We start from the raw sequence: 17,941 nt of genomic DNA, 5'->3' as shown, positions 1-17,941 counted from the left end.
GTGCCCACCAACTTTAGCTCAGGAAAAACGTGGGCACGGCGCTTTGCGCCTTTGCCCACCCTACGGAAGCTTCGTGATCACTCCAGCGTCGCCAGCAGCCCCGCCATCAGGCGGCCTCGCTCAACGAGACTCTCGACTTCGATATACTCCTCGAGCGTGTGGGCATTGCCGCCGCGCACGCCGAGGCCGTCGAGCGTCGGAATTCCCATCGCGCCGGTGAAGTTGCCGTCGGAGCCGCCGCCGGAGCTTGCATGCGGCAATTCCATGCCAAGGGATTTGGCGATGCCGCGCGCCTTCTCATACAGCGCCATGGTGCCGGCATCCGGCTCCCAGACCGGCCGCGTCACGCCGCGCGTGACCTTGAAGGTGACGTCGTCCTTGGTGCCCGACAGCGCCAGCATCCGCTCGACACCGCGATCCAGATCGGCCTGGCGCTTGGCCATCGACAGCGCTTCGCCGGTCGCCGTGGTGGCGACGCAATTGACCCACTGACCGCCGTGGACGACGCCGACCGAGAAGGTGCAGTCCTCCGTCGTCATGGCGTCGATGCTGAGAATCTGCCGCGCCATCTCGCGGATCGCCGAGCGGCCCGCCGACAGCGTGGCGCCGGCGTGGCTCGGCCGGCCCGTCGCTTCGAGATTGAATCGTGCGATGGCGTAACGTCCGGTGGTGACGCCGTTGTCGGCGCGGCCGGGCTCCGGCACCAGCACGTATTTGTTGCGCGCGGCCTCAGCCTCGATGATGTCGCGCGTCGAGGGCGTGCCGACCTCCTCGTCCGGCGTGAACAGCACCGTGATCGGCAGCGGCGTGGTGAACGACGCGCGCGCCAGCTGCCGGATCGCTTCCAGCGAGAGATAATTGCCGCCCTTCATGTCGTAGATGCCGGGGCCGTAGCACTTGTTGCCCTCGCGCCGCCATTTCAGCTTCTCGATGGTGCCGACCGGGTGGACGGTGTCCATGTGTCCGGCGATCAGGATGCCCGGCCCGCCCTGCTTCGGATGCGGAAAGCGCGCGCGGATCACGCCGCCGAAGCCCTGGCGGCCGGCGATGCGCTCGATCGTCGCACCCATGATCGCCATATCCCGCGCCGCGATATCGAGCATGCGGTCCACGGCGCCCGCGTTCCAGGTCGGGCTTTCGCATTCGACCCAGCCGCGCAGGCCCTCGAGCATTGCCTCGGAATCAAAGGGAAGATTGGCAGGATTCATCTCAATGTCTCTCGAGCTCGGAAAGATGGAACGCGCATTGCATCGACGCGGGCAGGACAAGTGGAGGTGTTGTAGAGCCAAATCGATCCCTTTGGAGCCCGTGCATGCGCCGCAAGGGCTTGCAACGAAACTGGATTGACGCGCTCGGCACTGTCTGCAAGTCTCGAAAGACGAAGGCATTGCATGAGGTTAGTTCGCCCAAAGAACGAACCGGATGCTCAACCAATAATCCGCCTTTGAACAGTTTCACGTCAGGAGAACTTTCTATGTTCCACTTCATGCGCCGGGGGCCTCGCGCGTTCGCCTCCACAATTGCGCTGTCGGTCGTCGCTCTTTCGACCGCGCTGGCCACGCCAGTGCTTGCGGCCGGCAAGACCCTCACGGCGGTGATGCATTCGGATTTGCGCATCATCGACCCGATCTTCACCACGGCCTACATCACGCGCGACCATGGCTACATGGTTTACGACACGCTGGTGGCCACGGATTCGAACTTCAAGGTCCAGCCGCAGATGGCGGACTGGAAGATCTCCGACGACAAGCTCACCTACACCTTCACGCTGCGCGACGGCCTGAAGTGGCATGACGGCACGCCCGTGACGGCCGAAGATTGCGTCGCTTCGCTGAAGCGCTGGGCCGCGGTCGACGGCATGGGCCAGAAGCTCATGGACTTCACCGCCAGCATCGAGGCGACCGACGCCAAGACCATCACGCTGAAGCTGAAGGAGCCCTACGGCCTCGTCCTCGATTCCATCGGCAAGCCGTCCTCGCGCGTCGCCTTCATGATGCCGAAGCGCCTTGCGGAGACGCCGCCGGACAAGCAGATTCCCGAGCAGATCGGCTCGGGCCCCTTCAAGTTCGTGCAGGGCGAATTCCAGCCCGGCGTGAAGGCGGTCTACGTCAAGAACACCGATTACGTTCCGCGCAAGGAGCCGGCGAGCTGGACCTCCGGCGGCAAGGTGGTGAAGGTCGACCGCGTCGAGTGGCTCACCATGCCGGACTCGCAGACTGCGGTGAATGCGCTGCAGTCGGGCGACATCGACTTCATGGAGAACCTGCCCTTCGACATGCTGCCGGTGCTGGAAGCGAACAAGGAGCTCAAGATCGAGGTCCTAAACAAGTTCGGCTTTCAGACGCTCGGCCGGATGAACTTCCTTCATCCGCCGTTCGACAACGTGAAGGTGCGGCGGGCTGCCTTGCTGGCGATCAACCAGAAGGACGTGCTCGACGCGCTGGTCGGCAATCCGAAGTACCAGAAGATCTGCGGCGCTTTCTTCGTGTGCGACACGCCGCTCGCGACCGATGTGGGCTCCGAGACCCTGGTGAAGGGGAACGGCATGGCGGAAGCCAAGAAGGCACTGGCCGAGTCCGGTTATGACGGCACGCCGATCGTGATCATGGCTCCCGGCGATGTCACGACGCTAAAGGCACAGCCGATCGTGGCGGCCCAGCTGCTGCGCGAGGCTGGCTTCAAGGTCGACCTGCAGGCGACCGACTGGCAGACGGTGGTGAGCCGCCGCGCGAGCCAGAAGCCGCCGAAGGAAGGCGGCTGGAACATGTTCTTCACCAACTGGGTCGCAGCCGACGTCTCCAACCCGATCGCCAATCTCTCGATCAGCGGCCTGGGCAAGAAGGGCTGGTTCGGCTGGGCGGAGGACGCCAAGATCGAGCAGCTCAAGGACGCCTTCGTCCGCGCGGCTTCGGTCGACGAGCAGAAGAAGATCGCCGCCGACATCCAGAAGCAGGCCTATGAGCAGGTGATCTACATCCCGCTGGGGCAGTATCTCATCGCGAGCGGCTGGCGCAAGTCGCTGAACGGCGTGCTGGATGGTCCCGCGACGCCGGTATTCTGGAACGTCGACAAGTCAGAGTAAGCGGGGACACCTGGTTCCAGTAAAGCGAACGGCGCCGCAGGTTTCCTGCGGCGCCGTTTCCTTTTGAATGATTCCTTGCGCGAATTTGCGTTAGCAGTGGCTGTCGCGCACCTGCTCAAGCCCTTCACTTGCGAATGGCAGGTTTCTGTCTGGCCGCTCTTCGGCGTGCTGCAAAGTGGGCTGCTCGAGTTCCGTCGCGGGCTGATCTAGTCTGCTCTCTTGTTCCATCTCGGCATTCCTCTCGATTGCTGCAGCACAACATCGAGAGGAGAGGGAAGTTCCTCACGCGATGGGACGATGATGCGGCTTGAACAGCCGTCCCTTCTCGACCACCAGCACGATCGCGAGCGCCGCCAGCGTCGACAGGAAGAAGCCGATCGAGAACGGCAGCAGCGTGCCGTCGAAGCTCTGGCCGATCGCCATGCCGACCACGATCCCGATCAGCGTGGTGATCGAGCCGTAAAGCGAAGAGGCGGTGCCGGCGATGTGGCCCTGCGGCTCCATCGCGAGCGCAGTGAAGTTGGCGACCATCATGCCGAACGAGAACATCATCAGGGCCGAGAGCACCATGAACAAGGCGAGCGGCAGCAAGCCGAGACTTTCCGTCAGCAGCATCACGCCGGCCACGGCGGTGTAGAGCGTCAGCGCGCCATGCGAGATCACGCGCATGCCGAGCCGGCCGACCAGCCTCGCATTGAGGAAGCCGGCGACGGCGGTGCCGGCGGCGATCGCGGCGAAAGCGAGCGGGAAGTAATGGCCGAGATGATAGATGCCGGTGAAGACCTGCTGGGCGCAGAAGACATAGGCGAACAGTGCGCCGATGACGCTGCCGGCGGCGGTGGCATAGCCGATGGTCTGGCGATGGGTCACAGTCTGCCGGAACGCCGAGAGCACGTCGGCGGGCGCCAGCGATCGGCGCTCGGACTGAGGAAGAGTTTCAGGCAGCCGCAGTACGCACCATGCGAGTGCGAGCAGGCCGTACAGCATCAGCACCACGAAGATGCCGCGCCACGCCGTCACCAGCAGCACCGCCTGTCCGAACGAGGGGGCGACCACGGGCACCGCGATGAACACCATCATGGCAAGCGACATCACGCTCGCCATGCGGCGGCCGACATAGCAATCGCGCACGATCGAGGTCGCGATCACGCGTGTCGCCGAGGTGCCGAGCCCCTGGAGCGCACGCGCCAGCAGCAGCGTCTCGAACGAGGGGGCGGCGACCGCCAGAACGCTCGCCACCGCGTAGACCGCCATGCCGCCGAGCAGCACCGGCCGGCGCCCGAAACGGTCCGACAGGGGACCCATGACGAACTGGCCGGCGCCGAAGCCGATCAGGAAGGTCGACAGCACCAGTTGCAGATGGTTCTCGACGGGGATCTTGAAGGCGGCGCCGATATTGGGCAGTGCCGGCAGCATCATGTCCATCGCGAGCGGATTCAGCGCCATGATGGACGCGATCACGATGACGAATTCTGGAAAACCCATCGGGCGGTGTCCCGAGGACACCCAACCGTCGGCATTGACGTCGGACAAGAAGCTTACCCCCGCAATCGAACGACTTATCTAGCCCCGGTGCTGCGTTGCACAACCCATGTTTCGGGATGGCTGGCAGGCGGGGCAGGAGCGGTCAAAAACAGGTGAGAGCCCGTCGCCGGCCGATGGTCATCCTCGACCGCATCGCCGTGCACATCGAAGCGTTTTCCGTAGCTGCGTCACCGGAGGGGCCGGCAACCAGGGATTCACCATAAGATCGAGCGCGGCACGCCGGAGAGATGAATCGGCAACCCGTCCTGTCCATTGTGGCCGGACCGGCTGCCGCAACGGCGCCGGAAGAATCCAGGCCAAACAGGGTCTCGCCCGTGTCCGACATATCCGGTGCAGCACGATGGTTGCCTGCGGCCAAGGCTGGCAGGCGCAACGTCTGGCTTGCCGGCGTGGTCGCGCTGACGGCGCTGCTGGTGCTCGGCAATCTCGCCAACGATGCTTCGCTCGACCTACCATATGGCTGGGACGTGCGGGTCAATTGCGCGGCGGTCGATGCGCATGCCGAAGGGCTCGATCCCTACTTCGTCAAGAACCTGAAGGGCACCACGTATTCTTATCCCTATCTGCCGGTGACGCTGGACGTTTTCCGTCCCCTCTGCGCGGGCGGCGTTCTGCTCGATCATTACAGGAGCATCTTTCTCGTCCTCGCCGTGCTCTGCGGGCTGCTTCTGCCCGGCCTTGGCCGAACGCCTGCGAGCGCACGCGATGCTGGCTTGAAGGTGCTCTGCGCACTCGGCGCGTTCGTCGGTTTCGAATTTGTGCTGGCGTCGGGGAATTTTGCGCTGCTGAGCGGAGTGCTGACCGCGATCGCGCTGAAGCTCCTGCTTCGTCCGCTCGCGTCCGAACGAGATTCGAGCTTTGCCGAGCGCATCGCCGGCGCGACGCTGCTCGGCCTGGTGACCTCGTTCAAGCTGGTGTTCGTCCCGGTGCTGGCGGCGCTCTATTTCCTGCCGCTGCCGCGCGGCCGCAAGCTGGCCTTGATCGCGGCGGCAGCGTTCGCCTTCGCCTTGCCGCTCGCGCTATCGCGCTTGCTGTATCCCGATCTGTTCGCGAGCTGGCTGCTCGCGATCGCGGGACAGATTCCCGGCCAGCATGCTGTCGGCCTCGTCGAGACCAATCCGTCGCTCTTGCTGCTGGCGCGCGACCTCATGGTCCAGGCCGGCTTCGGTGACGGCAAGCCGGCGATGCTGGCGGCCTATGCGTTCGCGGCACTCGCGCTCGTGTGCGGGAAGGGGCACCGCTCCTGGCGCAGCTCGATCGCTGGCTGATGGATCACCCCCGCACGGCCATGCGCATCACGGTGCTCGCCATGTTCGCGCTCTATCTCAGCTCGCCGCGTCTGAAGGAATATGCCTTCTTCGAACTCGCGCTCTATGCCGCGATCCTCATCGTCGATCTTCCGCCCCTGGCGCTCGCCGCCATTCTCGGCGTCGGCCTCGCCTTTCCGGCACTGGTCTCGCTTCTGGGTGCGCCGATCGAAGGCACCTTCATCCTCCTCGTCAGCGCGCTGATCTGCTTCTGGATCGTGCTGCTCGATTTCCGCGCAAAGCCCGAGCGCCTCGAGCAGGGATGATTCAATCGAGTGGTGCGGGCAGCCGGGGTCGAACCGGCACAGCGCTTGCGCACCGAGGGATTTTAAGTCCCTTGCGTCTACCAATTCCGCCATGCCCGCTTGATCCAACGAGATCAAACATTTAAGTCCGTTCCGGCGGTCTGGAATTGGCGCGTTCGTCGCCGGAGGGACGGTTCTTCCTTAAGCGAGCCGGGGGCACAAGGCAAAGCCTCAATCCGGACATCTGTTGCTGCTTTAGAGCATGATCCGGAAAAGTGTGTAGCGGTTTTCCGAAAAGATCATGCTCAAACAATAAACTAAAGCGCGATCACGATTCATCCTGATCTTATCGCGCTTTAGGCATTCTCAATCCAACGGGACTATTCATCCGGCATGGCTGCTTCGTTTTCCTTTTCGCTGCGCGGCGTTGGCACTCTGTTCGCGCTGCTTGCGGCTGGCCTCGCGCTGTCCGGCTGCGCCAGCGTGAGCGAGACGGTCGCACCGGCCTTCGCCGATCCCGCCAAATTCGAATTGTACGACTGCAAGCAGCTGGAGGCCGAGCGCAAGAACCTCGCCAATCGCACCGCCGATTTGCAGAGACTGATGGACAAGGCGCAGACCGGGGCCGGCGGCGCCGTCGTGTCCGAGCTCGCTTATCGCAACGACTATGTCGCCGTGCGCGGGCAGGCCCAATTGGCCGAGGACGCCTGGCGCCGCAATAGGTGCCGGGAGACGCCGCCTGAGGCGCCGCCGCCTCCGGCATCGCCCGCGGCCAAATCCGCGTCGAAATCCGGCAAAATGGCCCGCTGAGGCATTTGCCGGCGGGGCTTCGTTTCAAGGCCGCCAGCCGTAGATCCAGTCCTGCCGCGCCAGCATGCGCTCCGGGCCGAGCGCGCGGATCGCAAGATCGCGTGCGAGCGCCAGCGGCCCATTGAGATGATAGATGCGGCCCTGCTGCCGCGCGGTCCGCTGCACCCGCCGCACTCGCGCCTGGCGGCTACGGCCGTATTGCGTCAGCGCGGCGGCAACCTCCTTGCTGCTCTCGGCGGCCTCGAGGCTCAAATGCCGGGCGAGCACGGCGGCATCCTCGATCGCCATGCCGGCGCCTTGCGCTGCGAACGGCAGCATCGCGTGCACGGCATCGCCGAGCAGCGCCACCGAACCCTTGCTCCAGGGGCACCCCTCGGGCACGCCGAACAGCGCCCATTTGCGCCAGCTGTCGACCGCGGCGAGCAGCATCCGCGCCGCCGGCGGCCAGCGTGGGCCGGCAAAGGCGTCCATCACCTCGCGGGCATCGCCGGGGGTGCTCCAGCCCGACCGGTTCCAGGTGCCCGGCAACACCGCCACTACATTGATCTGGCGCCCGCCCGCGATCGGATAGGCGACCAGATGGGCGTTCGGTCCCATCCAGAGCTGCACCCGGCGCGCGGTAAAGTCCTTCGGTAATTGCGTGGCATCGAGCGTGCCGCGCCAGGCGATCAGACCGGAAAAGCGCGGCTGCACCTCGGGAAACAGATGCTGGCGCACTGTCGACCAGATGCCGTCGGCGCCGATCAGCGCGCTGGCAAGATCGCTGCGGCGGATCGTGCCGCTGCGATGGACCACGGTCAGGCCCTTGGCGTGAGGCGCGACGTCCTCGAAGGTCGCGCCCAGCTTCAGGTCGATGTCGGAATGGTCGGCGACGGCGCCGGCGAGGGCCGATTGCAGGTCGGCCCGGTGCACCACCCAATAGGGCGCACCGGCGCGCGCGGATGCGGCGTCGCCGAGCGGCATGCGCAAGAGCTCGCCGCCGGCTCGCGCGCTCATGATCGAGAGTGCTTCCGGGGTGACGGCGCGCAGCTTGAGGCGTTCGGTGAGGCCGAGATCGACCAGCACGCGGCTGGCATTGGGGGAGAGCTGCAGGCCGGCGCCGACCTCCTCGAGACGTTCGACCTTCTCCAGCACGACAATGCGGAAGCCGCGGGCTGCGAGCGCGAGCGCGGCCGTCAGGCCACCGATGCCGGCACCGGCAATGACGATCGTTCGGGAGAGCGCCACCCCTTAACCGATGGACGCGGTCAGGCCACCTTGTCCTTCAGCACGCATTCCGGCGGGCGAGCTTCGCCCGCCTTCAGGTCGGCCGCGAAGCGATACAGCGTCGAGCAATAGGGGCAGATGATTTCGTTGTCGTTGCCGAGGTCGAGGAAGACGTGCGGATGGTCGAACGGAGGATTGGCGCCCACGCACATGAACTCTTGCGAGCCGATCTCGATGACGGGAACACCGGCATCGTTATGGAAGTGCGGGACGACATGGTCGGACATCGTAGTTCATCCTGGAGTGGCAATGGCGGCAGACACAATCACGAACTGACGCGGCATCTTTGAGGCGCCGCGGACCATAAAGGCGGGTGCAGATGATTGCTAGTCCGACGGAACCCAAAAGCTTCGCAAGTGCCCCATGCTCATTTGCTCATGCAAATTCGACACAATCTTGCGGCCTGAGAGAAGCCCTTCTTTCGTCGGGGACGTTGTGTCGCAATTTTGGCATACTATCTCTGTGGTTGCGTGAAATCGGGACGAAAGGCGTATCGTTCCGCGCGAGCGATCTTAGGGCATCCGGGCTTTTCCACATGAAGTGGCTGCGAATCAGTACGGCGTTGGCGGGAATGGCCGTGTGCGGCTTCGTGCTCGCGCAGGTGGCGCCGCATGCCCGCGAGGCCGGCGCGATCCTGGCCGCCCAGGACGATCCGGCCGCGCTCTCCGAGCTGAAGCTCGATGCACTGCTCCGGCACAACGACCGCCTGGTTCAGGACAATATCGAGGCCGCGCTCTCGGCCGGCGATGCCGATCTCGCCGACAGTTTCGTTAACTTGGCGCGCAAGCGCAACATCGCGCTCCCCGACGACCTGTTGAGCCGCGTCGGCGACGCCGTCAAAGCGGAGAATTCCACCGCGCATTTCGCCAAGCGCTTCGCCACCGGTCTCGTCACCGGCAACGCGGACGACGTCGCGAGCCTCTCCGGGACCGTGGCCGGCGATCTCTTCGTGTTCGGCGACATCAGGGACGTGGTGCGCGAGGGCAAGCATCTGGCCATGGGCGAGGACACCGACCGCCTCGTGCTCGGTCTTGCGGCGGCCGGCCTTGCGGTGACGGCGGCGACCTACGTCTCGGTCGGCGGTGCCGCGCCGGTGCGCGCCGGACTGACGCTGGTGAAGGATGCGCGCAAGCTCGGACGGCTCGGCGAGGGGCTCGCCGCATGGGCGGGTCGCTCCGCGCGCGAGGTCGTCGACACGCCGATGCTCCGCAACGCGGTGGCATCGGGCTCGGTGCTGCGTCCCGGCCAGACCGCGAGCGCGATCAAGGCCGCGTTCCGGGCCGAGAAGGCCGGTGCGCTGGTCCGGCTCGGCAAGGACGTCACGCGCGTCGCCGGAAAGACCGGCACGCGCGGGGCGATGGATACGTTGCGCATCGCCGAGGGTCCGAAGGACGTGGCGCGCGCGGCGCGGCTTGCGGAAGCGCAAGGCGGCAAGACGCGCGCGATCATCAAGCTGCTCGGCCGCGGCGCGCTGCTGCTCGTCGGCGGCGCGTTCGATCTGGCGATGTGGCTGTTCGGCGCGGTCGTGACGCTGTTCGGCCTGCTCTCCTCCATCAAGGCGACCGCCGAGCGCCTGACCCAGGCCTGGTGCGATCGCAGGCGAGCGCGGCGGCTGCGCCGAGCGCAGATGGCGGCCGACGCCGCTTTGGAAGGCGCGGCCGCGACGGCCTGAGGCGCGATCCGCTTCGGGCTATTGTTTGAGCATGATCTTGCCGGAAAACCGCTGCACACTTTTCCGGATCATGCTCTAAGATCGCGTCATTCCCCTCAACATCTCACGGAACTGATGATGCCGAGCTTTCACAACGGCGCCGTTGAAATTGCCTATCTCGACGAAGGCGAGGGCGATCCGATCATCCTGGTGCACGGCTTTGCCTCCAGCAAGAACGTGAACTGGGTCTACCCGACCTGGGTGTCGGAGCTGCGCAAGAACGGCCGCCGCGTGATCGCGCTCGACAATCGCGGCCACGGCGAGAGCGCAAAGCTCTACGAGCCCACGCAATATTCGATTCCAATGATGGCCGGCGACGTGCTCGCGCTGATGGATCATCTCGCCATCCCGCAGGCCGACATCATGGGCTATTCGATGGGCGGACGAATGACGGCCTGGCTCGCCCTCAACCAGCCGCAGCGGCTGCGCTCCGCGATCCTCGGCGGCATCGGCATCGGCGGCCTGATCGAGGGCACCGGCCCCGGCGAGAACGTCGCCAAGGCGCTGGAGGCGCCCGCGCTGGACGACGTCACCGATCCTGTCGGCCGCACGTTCCGTGCGTTTGCCGACCAAACCCGCTCCGACCGCCGTGCGCTCGCCGCGTGCCTGCGCGGCACGCGCGATCTTATGACCCGCGAGGAAGCCGCGCGCATCGACGTTCCGGTGCTGATCGCCGTCGGCTCGACCGACGACGTCGCGGGAAGCGCCAGCGCGCTCGGCGCCATCATCCCCGGCGCGGAAGTGCTCGACATCCCGAACCGCGACCACATGCGCGCGGTCGGCGACAAGGTCTACAAGACCGGCGTGCTCGACTTCCTCTCACGGCGTGGCTGAGGCGACCTTTGCTGAGGCGATGACGTCGGCGCCCTATTATCCTGAAATGTCGCATTACGAGGCAGAGCCATCCACTCCTTCGGCGACCGTCACGCCTTCATGCGCAGATATCTGGAGTTCCCTAAGGCTTCGCAACGGGGAATGGCCTCTACTCGCGTGACGATTGTTTAACCGAAATCCGCGTTAACGTTGCAGTGTTCCATGGGCCTTGCTGCCGATTGAGTTACCATCGGCAAGAGCGTTTTTCAGCCCGGAGAAGCAAATGAAAGTGGGCTTGGAGCTAAGGCGGGTCCTGCGCGGGATTGCTTTCCTGTCCGTGCTCTGGCCCTTCTGTTCTGCGGCAATCGCGTCTGACGCCGAGACTTACCAGACGGCTGCTGCCGTTGCCGTAAGCAAGCTGGACTTTGACCGAGCCATTCAAATCTACTCCAAAGGGCTCGAACAGCAATTCAGTCTCAAGGACCGGGCGGAGCTGCTGCGGATGAGGGGTGTAACCGCTCAGCTGGCAAAAAGATGGGATCAAGCCGAAGCCGATTTTACCGCGGCCGTCGAAATGGTCGGCTCTACCGACCCGCGCGCTTATCGGGACCGCGGCCTTTTCTATCACCACCAAGGTCACTTCGAGCTTGCGCTGGCCGACTACACCGCCGCGGCGAAGCTGTTCCCCGATGATGGAGTTTTCCCCCACGGTCAGGGACTGGCGCTTATGGAGCAGGGCAAATTCGACGAAGCGATCAAACGGTTTGACGAAGCGATAAAGCTTGAGCCGAGATCAGGTCTATTCATGCTTGGAAGGGCCGAGGCCTACAATCGTTCGGGCCGACCGCAAACCGCGCTGGAGGATTACGACAAGGCGTTGGCACTCGGACATCTCTCGCTCAGCGATACCTTTCGACTTCGCGTGGGCGTCGGAGCCGCTCATGTCAAATTGAAGAATGAGAAGGCCGCGATCGAAAGCTTGGATAAGGCTGTCGAACTGGACCCCAATTCGACGACAGCCCTCAGGTACCGAGGCCTAGCCTATGAACGGGCAGGCGAGCTTGATCGTGCGTATCGCGACTACGAGACCGTCTTAAGACTGCATCCAGGCGACGAATTGGCCGTGACGCGGCTGCAGAGGCTCCGCGCGAAGTAGGGATCAGACAAATCGGCGGACATCGCGGAAGGTCGGCTTATGGGCCAAGAGAGGCTTCGCCTCCGATATCCCTGGGACCTGGAGCTCAGTCTCTTGGCGCGCCTCAGTATCGATAACGACCGCTGCTTCACGCTGCCTTGTCGCTGAACGCAGCGGGAAGCGTTTCGAGGAACGACATCACGCGTTGTGTGCGCAGGGGCGGGCGGCGGCCGGAGGTGCGCAGCATCCACAGGGGTTCCCCAGGCGCGCGCCACGGCGCCAGCACTTCGACCAGCCGGCCGGCGCGCAGGTCTTCGTTGACGAGCCATGCTGGCCCCCAGCCGATTCCAAACCCATTCGCGATCAGAGCGAGCGCAGCGTGCGCGTCGTCGCAAATGTGCTTGGGCTTGGGCGTGATGCGAATGGGTCCTTTGCCGCTGGCGTCGGCGAAGCGCCAGGTCAGGATCTGACCGCTCGCGGGATTGCGGAAGCCGACGTGGTCGTGCGCGGAAAGCTCAAAGGGAGTAGCCGGCGTGCCGCGCGCCTTCAGATAGGCCGGCGCGGCGCAGGCGATCCAGAAGAAGGTGCAAAGCCGCCGCGCCTGATGGCCGGGCGCGCGGTCGAGGGGCCCTGAGCGGATCGCGACGTCCACGCCTTCCGCCGCGAGATCGAGAATCTCGTTGCGGAATTTGACCTCGATCTCGATTTCCGGCCGTTCGCGCAGGAACGCGGGCAGTCGCGGCAGGATGCAGGCGCGCGCGAAGGAAGCGGGCGCGGTCACCCGCACCCGTCCGCCATCGTCGCGGGTGACTTCGCCGAGCGCGGATTGGACACGGGCGAGACTTTCGGCCAACGCGCGTCCGGCCGCCATCAGCCTGTCGCCCTCTTCGGTCAGCGCCAGCGAATGGGTCGAGCGATGCAAGAGCCGCAAGCCGCGAGCCTGTTCCAAGCGGGCGACCGCCTTGGACATCGCCGATGTGGTCGTCCCCGCCCGCCGCGCGGCTTCGGCGAAGGAGCCCGCCTCGACGACGCGGACGAAGGCGAGGAGGCGCGAGACGTCGGGAGGTAAGTTCGCTGTGGACATGGAGTCCACATAATCATGGCTTCTTGGTCGCTACAAGCGCGCCCCCCGACTGGCTAAACAGGGAGCGTCAGCGCGCGCTCTGCGGCGCTAAAAACGCGGGAAGCCCCATGAACCTCGTCGAAATCACCCTGCAAGCCCTCGACGCCGCCGAGCGCGCGATTCCGCCCGGCCAGCCGGTTTATATGCTCAATCTGCTGCGCTACCGCGCGCAGGCGCGTTACGAGGATGGCTTCGACGCCGCGCCCTGCTCGGGCCGCGAAGCCTTTCATGAACGTTATAGGCCGGCATTCCGGCGTCTTGCGGCCGGTAAGCCGCTCGCGCGGATGTTTTCCGGGCCGGTCCTGACCAGCCTCGTCGGCTCGCCGGGCGAACGCTGGGACGAAGCGGCCATCAATGAATACGGCGATTTCGCCACCTTCCGCTCGATCGTCGACACCGAGACTTACCGACGCGAAGTCGCCCCGCATCGGCACGCTGCGCTCGAAGATTTCCGGCTGTTCGCGCTCGCCAAGGAGATGTGAAAAATTGTGGGTGAATTACGGTGACAGCACTGTCACCGTAATTCCCTGATCGAGGGCCGCGCTCCCGGCGAGAACGTCGCCGAGGCGCTGGAAGAACCGTCCCTCGACGAAATCACCGATCCCGTCGGCCGCACCTTCCGCGCGTTTGCCGACCAGACCCGCTCCGACCGCATGCAGCGCAGCATCATTCGATCACCTCGTCGGCGGTCGCGAGTAACGCAGTCGGGATACTCAGGCCGAGTGCGTTGGCGGTCTTTAGATTGATCACCAAGCGGAAGCGTTCGGCCTGCTCGATCGGGAGTTCGGCGGCTTTCGCGCCCCGCAGGAGCTTTGCAACATAAGCGGCGGCCCGACGATGGAGCTCGATGAGATCAGCGCCATAGGCGAGAAGGCCTCCTTCGACCGCCTCTTCACGAAAATAGTACACCGCGGGAATTCGGTATTGTGCGGCGAGCTCAATGATCTCCCGCCGGTTGGTGCGCGCGATGGGGTCCGCAAGCACGAGCAGGCCCTGGACATGCCTCGACGCCATGGTGTGGAATCCCCGACCTATGTCTTCCGCTGAGCGTTTCACCACCGGAAGAATCTCGAAGTGTCGTTCCGCGGCGGTCTTCTGAAAGCCGGCCATCAACTCGGCATGATACCGGTTGTCTGGGTCGAGCAGGACCGCAAAACGCGATGCTCGCGGCAGTAATTCCGCCAGGAGACCGAGATTCTTGCTGCTTCCACCGACGGCGGTCAGTCCGGTGACGTTTCCGCCGGGCCGCGCGAAACTTGCCGCCAACCCGACACCGACCGCGTCGGCGGTGGCAGTTACAATGGGGATCGTGCTGGTAAGCGCTTGGACGGCAAGGGCCTCGGGCGTAGAGGGCGCTACGATCACCTCAACATCCAGAGTGACCAAGTCGGCGGCAAACTTTGCCAGTTGCTTCGGATCGTTCTTCCAGAACCGGCGCTCGATGATGATGTTCTGGCCCTCGGCATACCCATGCTCGCGTAGCCCATGCTCGAAGGCATCGATTCGTTCATGATGAACCGACGCCAGAAGGCCCACACGAGGCATCTTCTTCCTGGGCTGATCGGTGGGCTGCGCGCCCACCGCCAGCGGCCAAGCTGCAGCCGAGCCCGCAACAGCCTTGATGAAATCACGGCGGCGCATCTCGCTGGCACCTTATGAGATAACACGTCGTTCAAGTTAGCACGAACAGGTAATGCCGTGTGGACCCTCGCGCGTCATCTTTTAGCCAGAACCGGTCATCGATTAGCACGAGCGCATCAAGGCTGCTGGCGCGGGGCCTGCGACCAATCCCGTCTCGGTTATGATAGGTTCGCATCTGAGGAGAAAGAACTCGCCACATCTACGCACCGGAATTCTGCTCGGATGAGGTCGGGAGCGGCTGTCGCGGATTGATGTGGAAAATGCCGTCAGTCCCTCACGGCTGGTGATCTCTGCAATCGTGCCATCTTCCAGACTTGCGAACCTTGCTGTCCTCTCCAAGCCGCCGCGCCAGCGCCATCAGCACCACGAACGTCGCCACCCACACCATCCGCGCGCCGTAGCGGTCGTGGGGCCCTGAGATCACGCCGCAGATGAAGGCGTTGCCGAGCAGGGCCAGCGTCACTGTCCCAGCCAGCAGCGTCAGGTCGTCCAGCCGGCGGCTGGCGAGTGCCTGGGCGAGCAGCGCGACCAGCGCCAGCATCGAGGCCAGCGCGACGGGGACGTGCAGCCAATTCACGTCATCGAAACTGACACCCCAATTCTGCTGCCGCGCCGCGCGCATCGGCGCGGCCTGCGCGGGGATGTAGCGCTCGATGATGCCGCGGGTGTGCGGGATCCAGCCGTTGGTGCCTTCGCCGGTCGCCACGTGCAGCAATTGCTGCCCCATCGCCCGCAGCGCCGCGCCGGCTTGCCAGGCCGGATAATCCTTCAGCGACTGCACGACGATATAGCCCATCTCGTCATTCATGCCCTCGAAGCGGCCGAGCGTGTTGAACATGCTCTTGCCCCACAAGAATTCGTCGGCGCTCGCCGGCAGCTCGTTGCGATAGGGGCAGAGCTTGTAGCGTTCGCGCGGGCAACGGTCGTTGAGATATTGCGCGACGATGCCGTCCTGCATCATGCGGCCGAAGGCGACGCCGTAGCCGCCGGGCGTCCAGGCCAGCTTGCCGGACAGCGCGTAGTTCGCCGACACCAGCATCAGGCCGCCCGCGACGATCGTGAGGCTCGCCTGAGCCAATCCCGCAATGGGCAGCCGTTTGCCCACGAACGGCCGCGCCATCCAGCCCGCTGCGCAAAGTCCGAGCAGCACGCCGAGCGTGGCGCTGTGGGTCGCCGCGGCAAAGGCGGTGAAGACGAACAGCGAGATCTTCTCGAGCGTGGAGGTGCGGCTTGCGCCGACCACCAGCAGGAACAGCGCCAGCACCGAGAGCCCGGCAAAGATGTCGGTGAGCAGCATGCTCGCAAGCCAGGGCAGCGCGGTCGACAGCATCAGCGAGAGGCTGATCGCGACGAAGCGAACGGTCTGCATCAATTCCAGCACGCGAAGCGTGAGCTGCAGCAGCCATAGCGTTGCCAGCGATTGGACAGCAAGGTTGATCCAGAAGCCAAAACCCTCGCCATAATGCAGATAGAGGCCGAACACAGTGGAGCGGCTGGGGACGAGGTAGCCCTCGTACCACCGCGCCAGATAGCCGCCGGTATCCCATTGCAACAGCGGATAGCCGTTCCAGAGCGCCGGCGCGATCATCAGGAGGGGCAGGGCCACCGCCGCCAGCCGCAGCCAAAGCGACCCTGCGGCGCGCGCGCGCAATTGATCGGTGGTGATGCTCAAATCCGCTCCGTCCTCGCTTTTGACCAATGACCGCAATAACGGCTCAACGAGAATTCACCAATAGTTTGAAGCCGCCCGGCTTGATTTTGGCGGAACTCTGACCACGTTGAGACGACCTTGCCGTTTGGGGCGCTAGAAGAAACCGTTGTGTTTCAAAGCCTTGGCGTGGCCAATCGGGCAGGGTGCTGTTCACTCCTGGGCAAGCCCGTCAGGACTTTGTCGCCTAGATTGTGCTATACAGCCCGCAAAAGACGCCCATTCGAGAGAGCAAATCCCATGGCAGTGCATCAGGTCAATCCGGGAGGAAAGCTCGCATCGCTCGATCCGATCTGGGACCGGATCCGCAGCGAAGCGGAGGACATCGTCCGCCGCGAGCCCGAGCTTGCGACCTTCATCTATTCGGCGGTGCTGCATCACGGCCGGCTGGAAGATTCGGTGGTTCACCGCGTCGCCGACCGGCTCGATCATTCCGCGCTGTCGGGCGATCTCGTCCGCCAGGCCTATATTGAGGCGCTGCGCGACGACCCCGATCTCGGCAACGCCTTCCGCGCCGACCTCGTTGCCGTCTACGACCGCGATCCCGCGACCTCGCGCTTCATCGATCCCTTGCTCTACTTCAAGGGCTTCCATGCCATCCAGACTCATCGCCTCGCGCACTGGCTCTATCTGAAGGGCCGCAAGGATTTCGCCTATTACCTTCAGAGCCGATCGTCGGCGGTGTTCCAGACCGACATCAATCCCGCCGCGCGCATCGGCCGCGGCATCTTCCTCGACCATGCCACCGGTTTCGTCTGTGGCGAGACGGCAGTCATCGAGGACGACGTCTCGATCCTGCACGGCGTCACGCTCGGCGGCACCGGCAAGGAGAACGAGGACCGTCACCCGAAGATTCGGCACGGCGTGCTGATCGGCGCCGGCGCAAAGATTCTCGGCAACATCGAGATCGGCCATTGCGCGCGCATCGCCGCCGGCTCGGTCGTGGTCAAGCCGGTGCCGCACAACGTCACGGTTGCAGGCGTTCCCGCCAAGATCGTCGGCGAGGCCGGCTGCGCCGAGCCGTCGCGCACCATGGACCAGATGATCAACGCGATGGGGCTCTGAGCGGGCCCTTGATGCTGCGAAGGGCCGGATTTTCCGGCCCTTTTCGTCCCCAAATTCTTTGACAATTCGTGCTGGCGGTTCGCTGCATCTCGTCCTAAAACCCGCCGACCATTTTCGATCGGAGACTTGCCGTGGACGTCAAAGAAGTCAGAAAGCTCGACGCATATCTGAAGCGCGTATTCGGCAATCCCAAGATCCGCGTCGTGCCGCGGCCGAAGAAGGACGATTCCGCCGAAGTCTATATCGGCGAGGAATTCATCGGCGTGCTGTTCGTCGACGACGAGGACGACGATCGCTCGTTCCAGTTCCAGATGGCGATCCTCGAGGACGATCTGGTCGACCAGGAATAGTTGGTCGCGAGCGAAGCGGAGTCTTCGCTCCTGCGCGCCGTTCTCCGCGTCCCGGACGCGCTGCAACGCTCCTTAGCGTTGCAGTGCAGAGCCGGGACCCAGGAAGCCACACAGCGCATCTCGGACATGGGCCCCGGCTC

At 64.5% G+C, this 17,941-nt stretch carries 18 protein-coding genes, 1 tRNA gene and 1 pseudogene; 12 read left to right on the top strand and 8 right to left on the bottom strand.

Annotated features, from left to right (window positions below; translation table 11 throughout):
* Positions 1–77: 77 nt before the first annotated feature.
* Entirely contained in the window at positions 78–1,208 is a 1,131-nt protein-coding gene (locus tag HZZ16_RS08545) for a M20/M25/M40 family metallo-hydrolase (protein WP_197948029.1), read from the bottom strand.
* A 266-nt stretch (positions 1,209–1,474) separates the two neighbouring features.
* Between HZZ16_RS08545 and HZZ16_RS08540 the strand changes: the two genes are divergently transcribed.
* Entirely contained in the window at positions 1,475–3,082 is a 1,608-nt protein-coding gene (locus HZZ16_RS08540; protein WP_197948028.1) for an ABC transporter substrate-binding protein, read from the top strand.
* A gap of 75 nt (positions 3,083–3,157) precedes the next feature.
* A complete protein-coding gene (locus HZZ16_RS37885) occupies positions 3,158–3,292 on the top strand; it encodes a hypothetical protein (RefSeq protein WP_283815762.1) in 135 nt (44 codons plus the stop codon).
* A 72-nt stretch (positions 3,293–3,364) separates the two neighbouring features.
* On the opposite strand, the gene HZZ16_RS08535 is transcribed toward HZZ16_RS37885, so the two are convergent.
* Positions 3,365–4,615 (bottom strand): multidrug effflux MFS transporter, encoded by a 1,251-nt coding sequence (locus tag HZZ16_RS08535; protein WP_197948027.1) that lies wholly within the window; start codon positions 4,613–4,615, stop codon positions 3,365–3,367.
* Positions 4,616–4,941: 326 nt separating this feature from the next.
* Here HZZ16_RS08535 and HZZ16_RS08530 point away from each other — a divergent pair, with 326 nt between their 5' ends.
* Positions 4,942–5,895, top strand: coding sequence for a hypothetical protein (locus HZZ16_RS08530; RefSeq protein ID WP_246510017.1), 954 nt, complete (start codon positions 4,942–4,944; stop codon positions 5,893–5,895).
* Positions 5,895–6,200, top strand: coding sequence for a hypothetical protein (locus HZZ16_RS37125; RefSeq protein WP_246510015.1), 306 nt, complete (start codon positions 5,895–5,897; stop codon positions 6,198–6,200). Before HZZ16_RS08530 ends, HZZ16_RS37125 begins: the two co-directional genes overlap by 1 nt.
* A gap of 10 nt (positions 6,201–6,210) precedes the next feature.
* On the opposite strand, the gene HZZ16_RS08525 is transcribed toward HZZ16_RS37125, so the two are convergent.
* Positions 6,211–6,299, bottom strand: a tRNA-Leu gene (locus tag HZZ16_RS08525).
* Between the two features lie 273 nt (positions 6,300–6,572).
* Here HZZ16_RS08525 and HZZ16_RS08520 point away from each other — a divergent pair.
* Positions 6,573–6,989 (top strand): twin-arginine translocation pathway signal, encoded by a 417-nt coding sequence (locus HZZ16_RS08520; RefSeq protein WP_197948026.1) that lies wholly within the window; start codon positions 6,573–6,575, stop codon positions 6,987–6,989.
* A gap of 24 nt (positions 6,990–7,013) precedes the next feature.
* On the opposite strand, the gene HZZ16_RS08515 is transcribed toward HZZ16_RS08520, so the two are convergent.
* On the bottom strand, positions 7,014–8,216 hold the full coding sequence (locus HZZ16_RS08515) for an FAD-dependent monooxygenase (protein ID WP_197948025.1): 1,203 nt from the start codon (positions 8,214–8,216) through the stop codon (positions 7,014–7,016).
* 20 nt (positions 8,217–8,236) lie between these two features.
* On the bottom strand, positions 8,237–8,482 hold the full coding sequence (locus tag HZZ16_RS08510; protein ID WP_007602543.1) for a zinc-finger domain-containing protein: 246 nt from the start codon (positions 8,480–8,482) through the stop codon (positions 8,237–8,239).
* A gap of 308 nt (positions 8,483–8,790) precedes the next feature.
* Between HZZ16_RS08510 and HZZ16_RS08505 the strand changes: the two genes are divergently transcribed.
* The 3 genes from HZZ16_RS08505 (at position 8,791) to HZZ16_RS08495 (ending at position 11,935) form a co-directional block, all read left to right on the top strand.
* The gene (locus HZZ16_RS08505) at positions 8,791–9,927 is read left to right on the top strand and encodes a hypothetical protein (protein ID WP_197948024.1); all 1,137 of its coding nucleotides are present in this window, start codon (positions 8,791–8,793) and stop codon (positions 9,925–9,927) included.
* A gap of 117 nt (positions 9,928–10,044) precedes the next feature.
* Positions 10,045–10,800, top strand: a complete 756-nt coding sequence (locus tag HZZ16_RS08500; protein ID WP_197948023.1) for an alpha/beta fold hydrolase — start codon at positions 10,045–10,047, stop codon at positions 10,798–10,800.
* Between the two features lie 262 nt (positions 10,801–11,062).
* Positions 11,063–11,935, top strand: coding sequence for a tetratricopeptide repeat protein (locus HZZ16_RS08495; protein ID WP_197948022.1), 873 nt, complete (start codon positions 11,063–11,065; stop codon positions 11,933–11,935).
* A gap of 127 nt (positions 11,936–12,062) precedes the next feature.
* Here the strand turns inward: HZZ16_RS08495 and HZZ16_RS08490 are convergent, their stop codons facing one another.
* Positions 12,063–12,998, bottom strand: a complete 936-nt coding sequence (locus HZZ16_RS08490; protein ID WP_197948021.1) for a LysR family transcriptional regulator — start codon at positions 12,996–12,998, stop codon at positions 12,063–12,065.
* Between the two features lie 107 nt (positions 12,999–13,105).
* Between HZZ16_RS08490 and HZZ16_RS08485 the strand changes: the two genes are divergently transcribed.
* Together HZZ16_RS08485 and HZZ16_RS37120 are read left to right on the top strand one after the other, a co-directional pair.
* Complete coding sequence (locus HZZ16_RS08485; RefSeq protein WP_197948020.1) at positions 13,106–13,519, top strand: hypothetical protein; 414 nt, start codon at positions 13,106–13,108, stop codon at positions 13,517–13,519.
* 45 nt (positions 13,520–13,564) lie between these two features.
* Positions 13,565–13,693, top strand: a pseudogene (locus HZZ16_RS37120) (alpha/beta fold hydrolase); the annotation flags it as partial.
* 10 nt (positions 13,694–13,703) lie between these two features.
* Here HZZ16_RS37120 and HZZ16_RS08480 read toward each other — a convergent pair.
* Together HZZ16_RS08480 and HZZ16_RS08475 are read right to left on the bottom strand one after the other, a co-directional pair.
* The gene (locus HZZ16_RS08480) at positions 13,704–14,678 is read right to left on the bottom strand and encodes an ABC transporter substrate-binding protein (protein WP_197948019.1); all 975 of its coding nucleotides are present in this window, start codon (positions 14,676–14,678) and stop codon (positions 13,704–13,706) included.
* A gap of 274 nt (positions 14,679–14,952) precedes the next feature.
* Complete coding sequence (locus HZZ16_RS08475) at positions 14,953–16,350, bottom strand: hypothetical protein (RefSeq protein WP_197948018.1); 1,398 nt, start codon at positions 16,348–16,350, stop codon at positions 14,953–14,955.
* 276 nt (positions 16,351–16,626) lie between these two features.
* On the opposite strand from HZZ16_RS08475, the gene cysE reads away from it, so the two are divergent.
* Complete coding sequence (gene cysE / locus HZZ16_RS08470) at positions 16,627–17,451, top strand: serine O-acetyltransferase (protein ID WP_145640657.1); 825 nt, start codon at positions 16,627–16,629, stop codon at positions 17,449–17,451.
* Positions 17,452–17,582: 131 nt separating this feature from the next.
* Positions 17,583–17,801 carry a DUF3126 family protein gene (locus HZZ16_RS08465; RefSeq protein ID WP_007602550.1) on the top strand — a complete coding sequence of 73 codons (219 nt, stop codon included), beginning with the start codon at positions 17,583–17,585 and terminating at the stop codon, positions 17,799–17,801.
* Positions 17,802–17,941 lie beyond the last annotated feature (140 nt).

Source organism: Bradyrhizobium glycinis, assembly GCF_016031655.1.
In the GTDB taxonomy this organism is placed as follows: Bacteria; Pseudomonadota; Alphaproteobacteria; order Rhizobiales; family Xanthobacteraceae; genus Bradyrhizobium; species Bradyrhizobium glycinis.
Note: the sequence above shows the minus strand (reverse complement) of the source record. Positions and strands in the feature narration are given on the sequence as shown.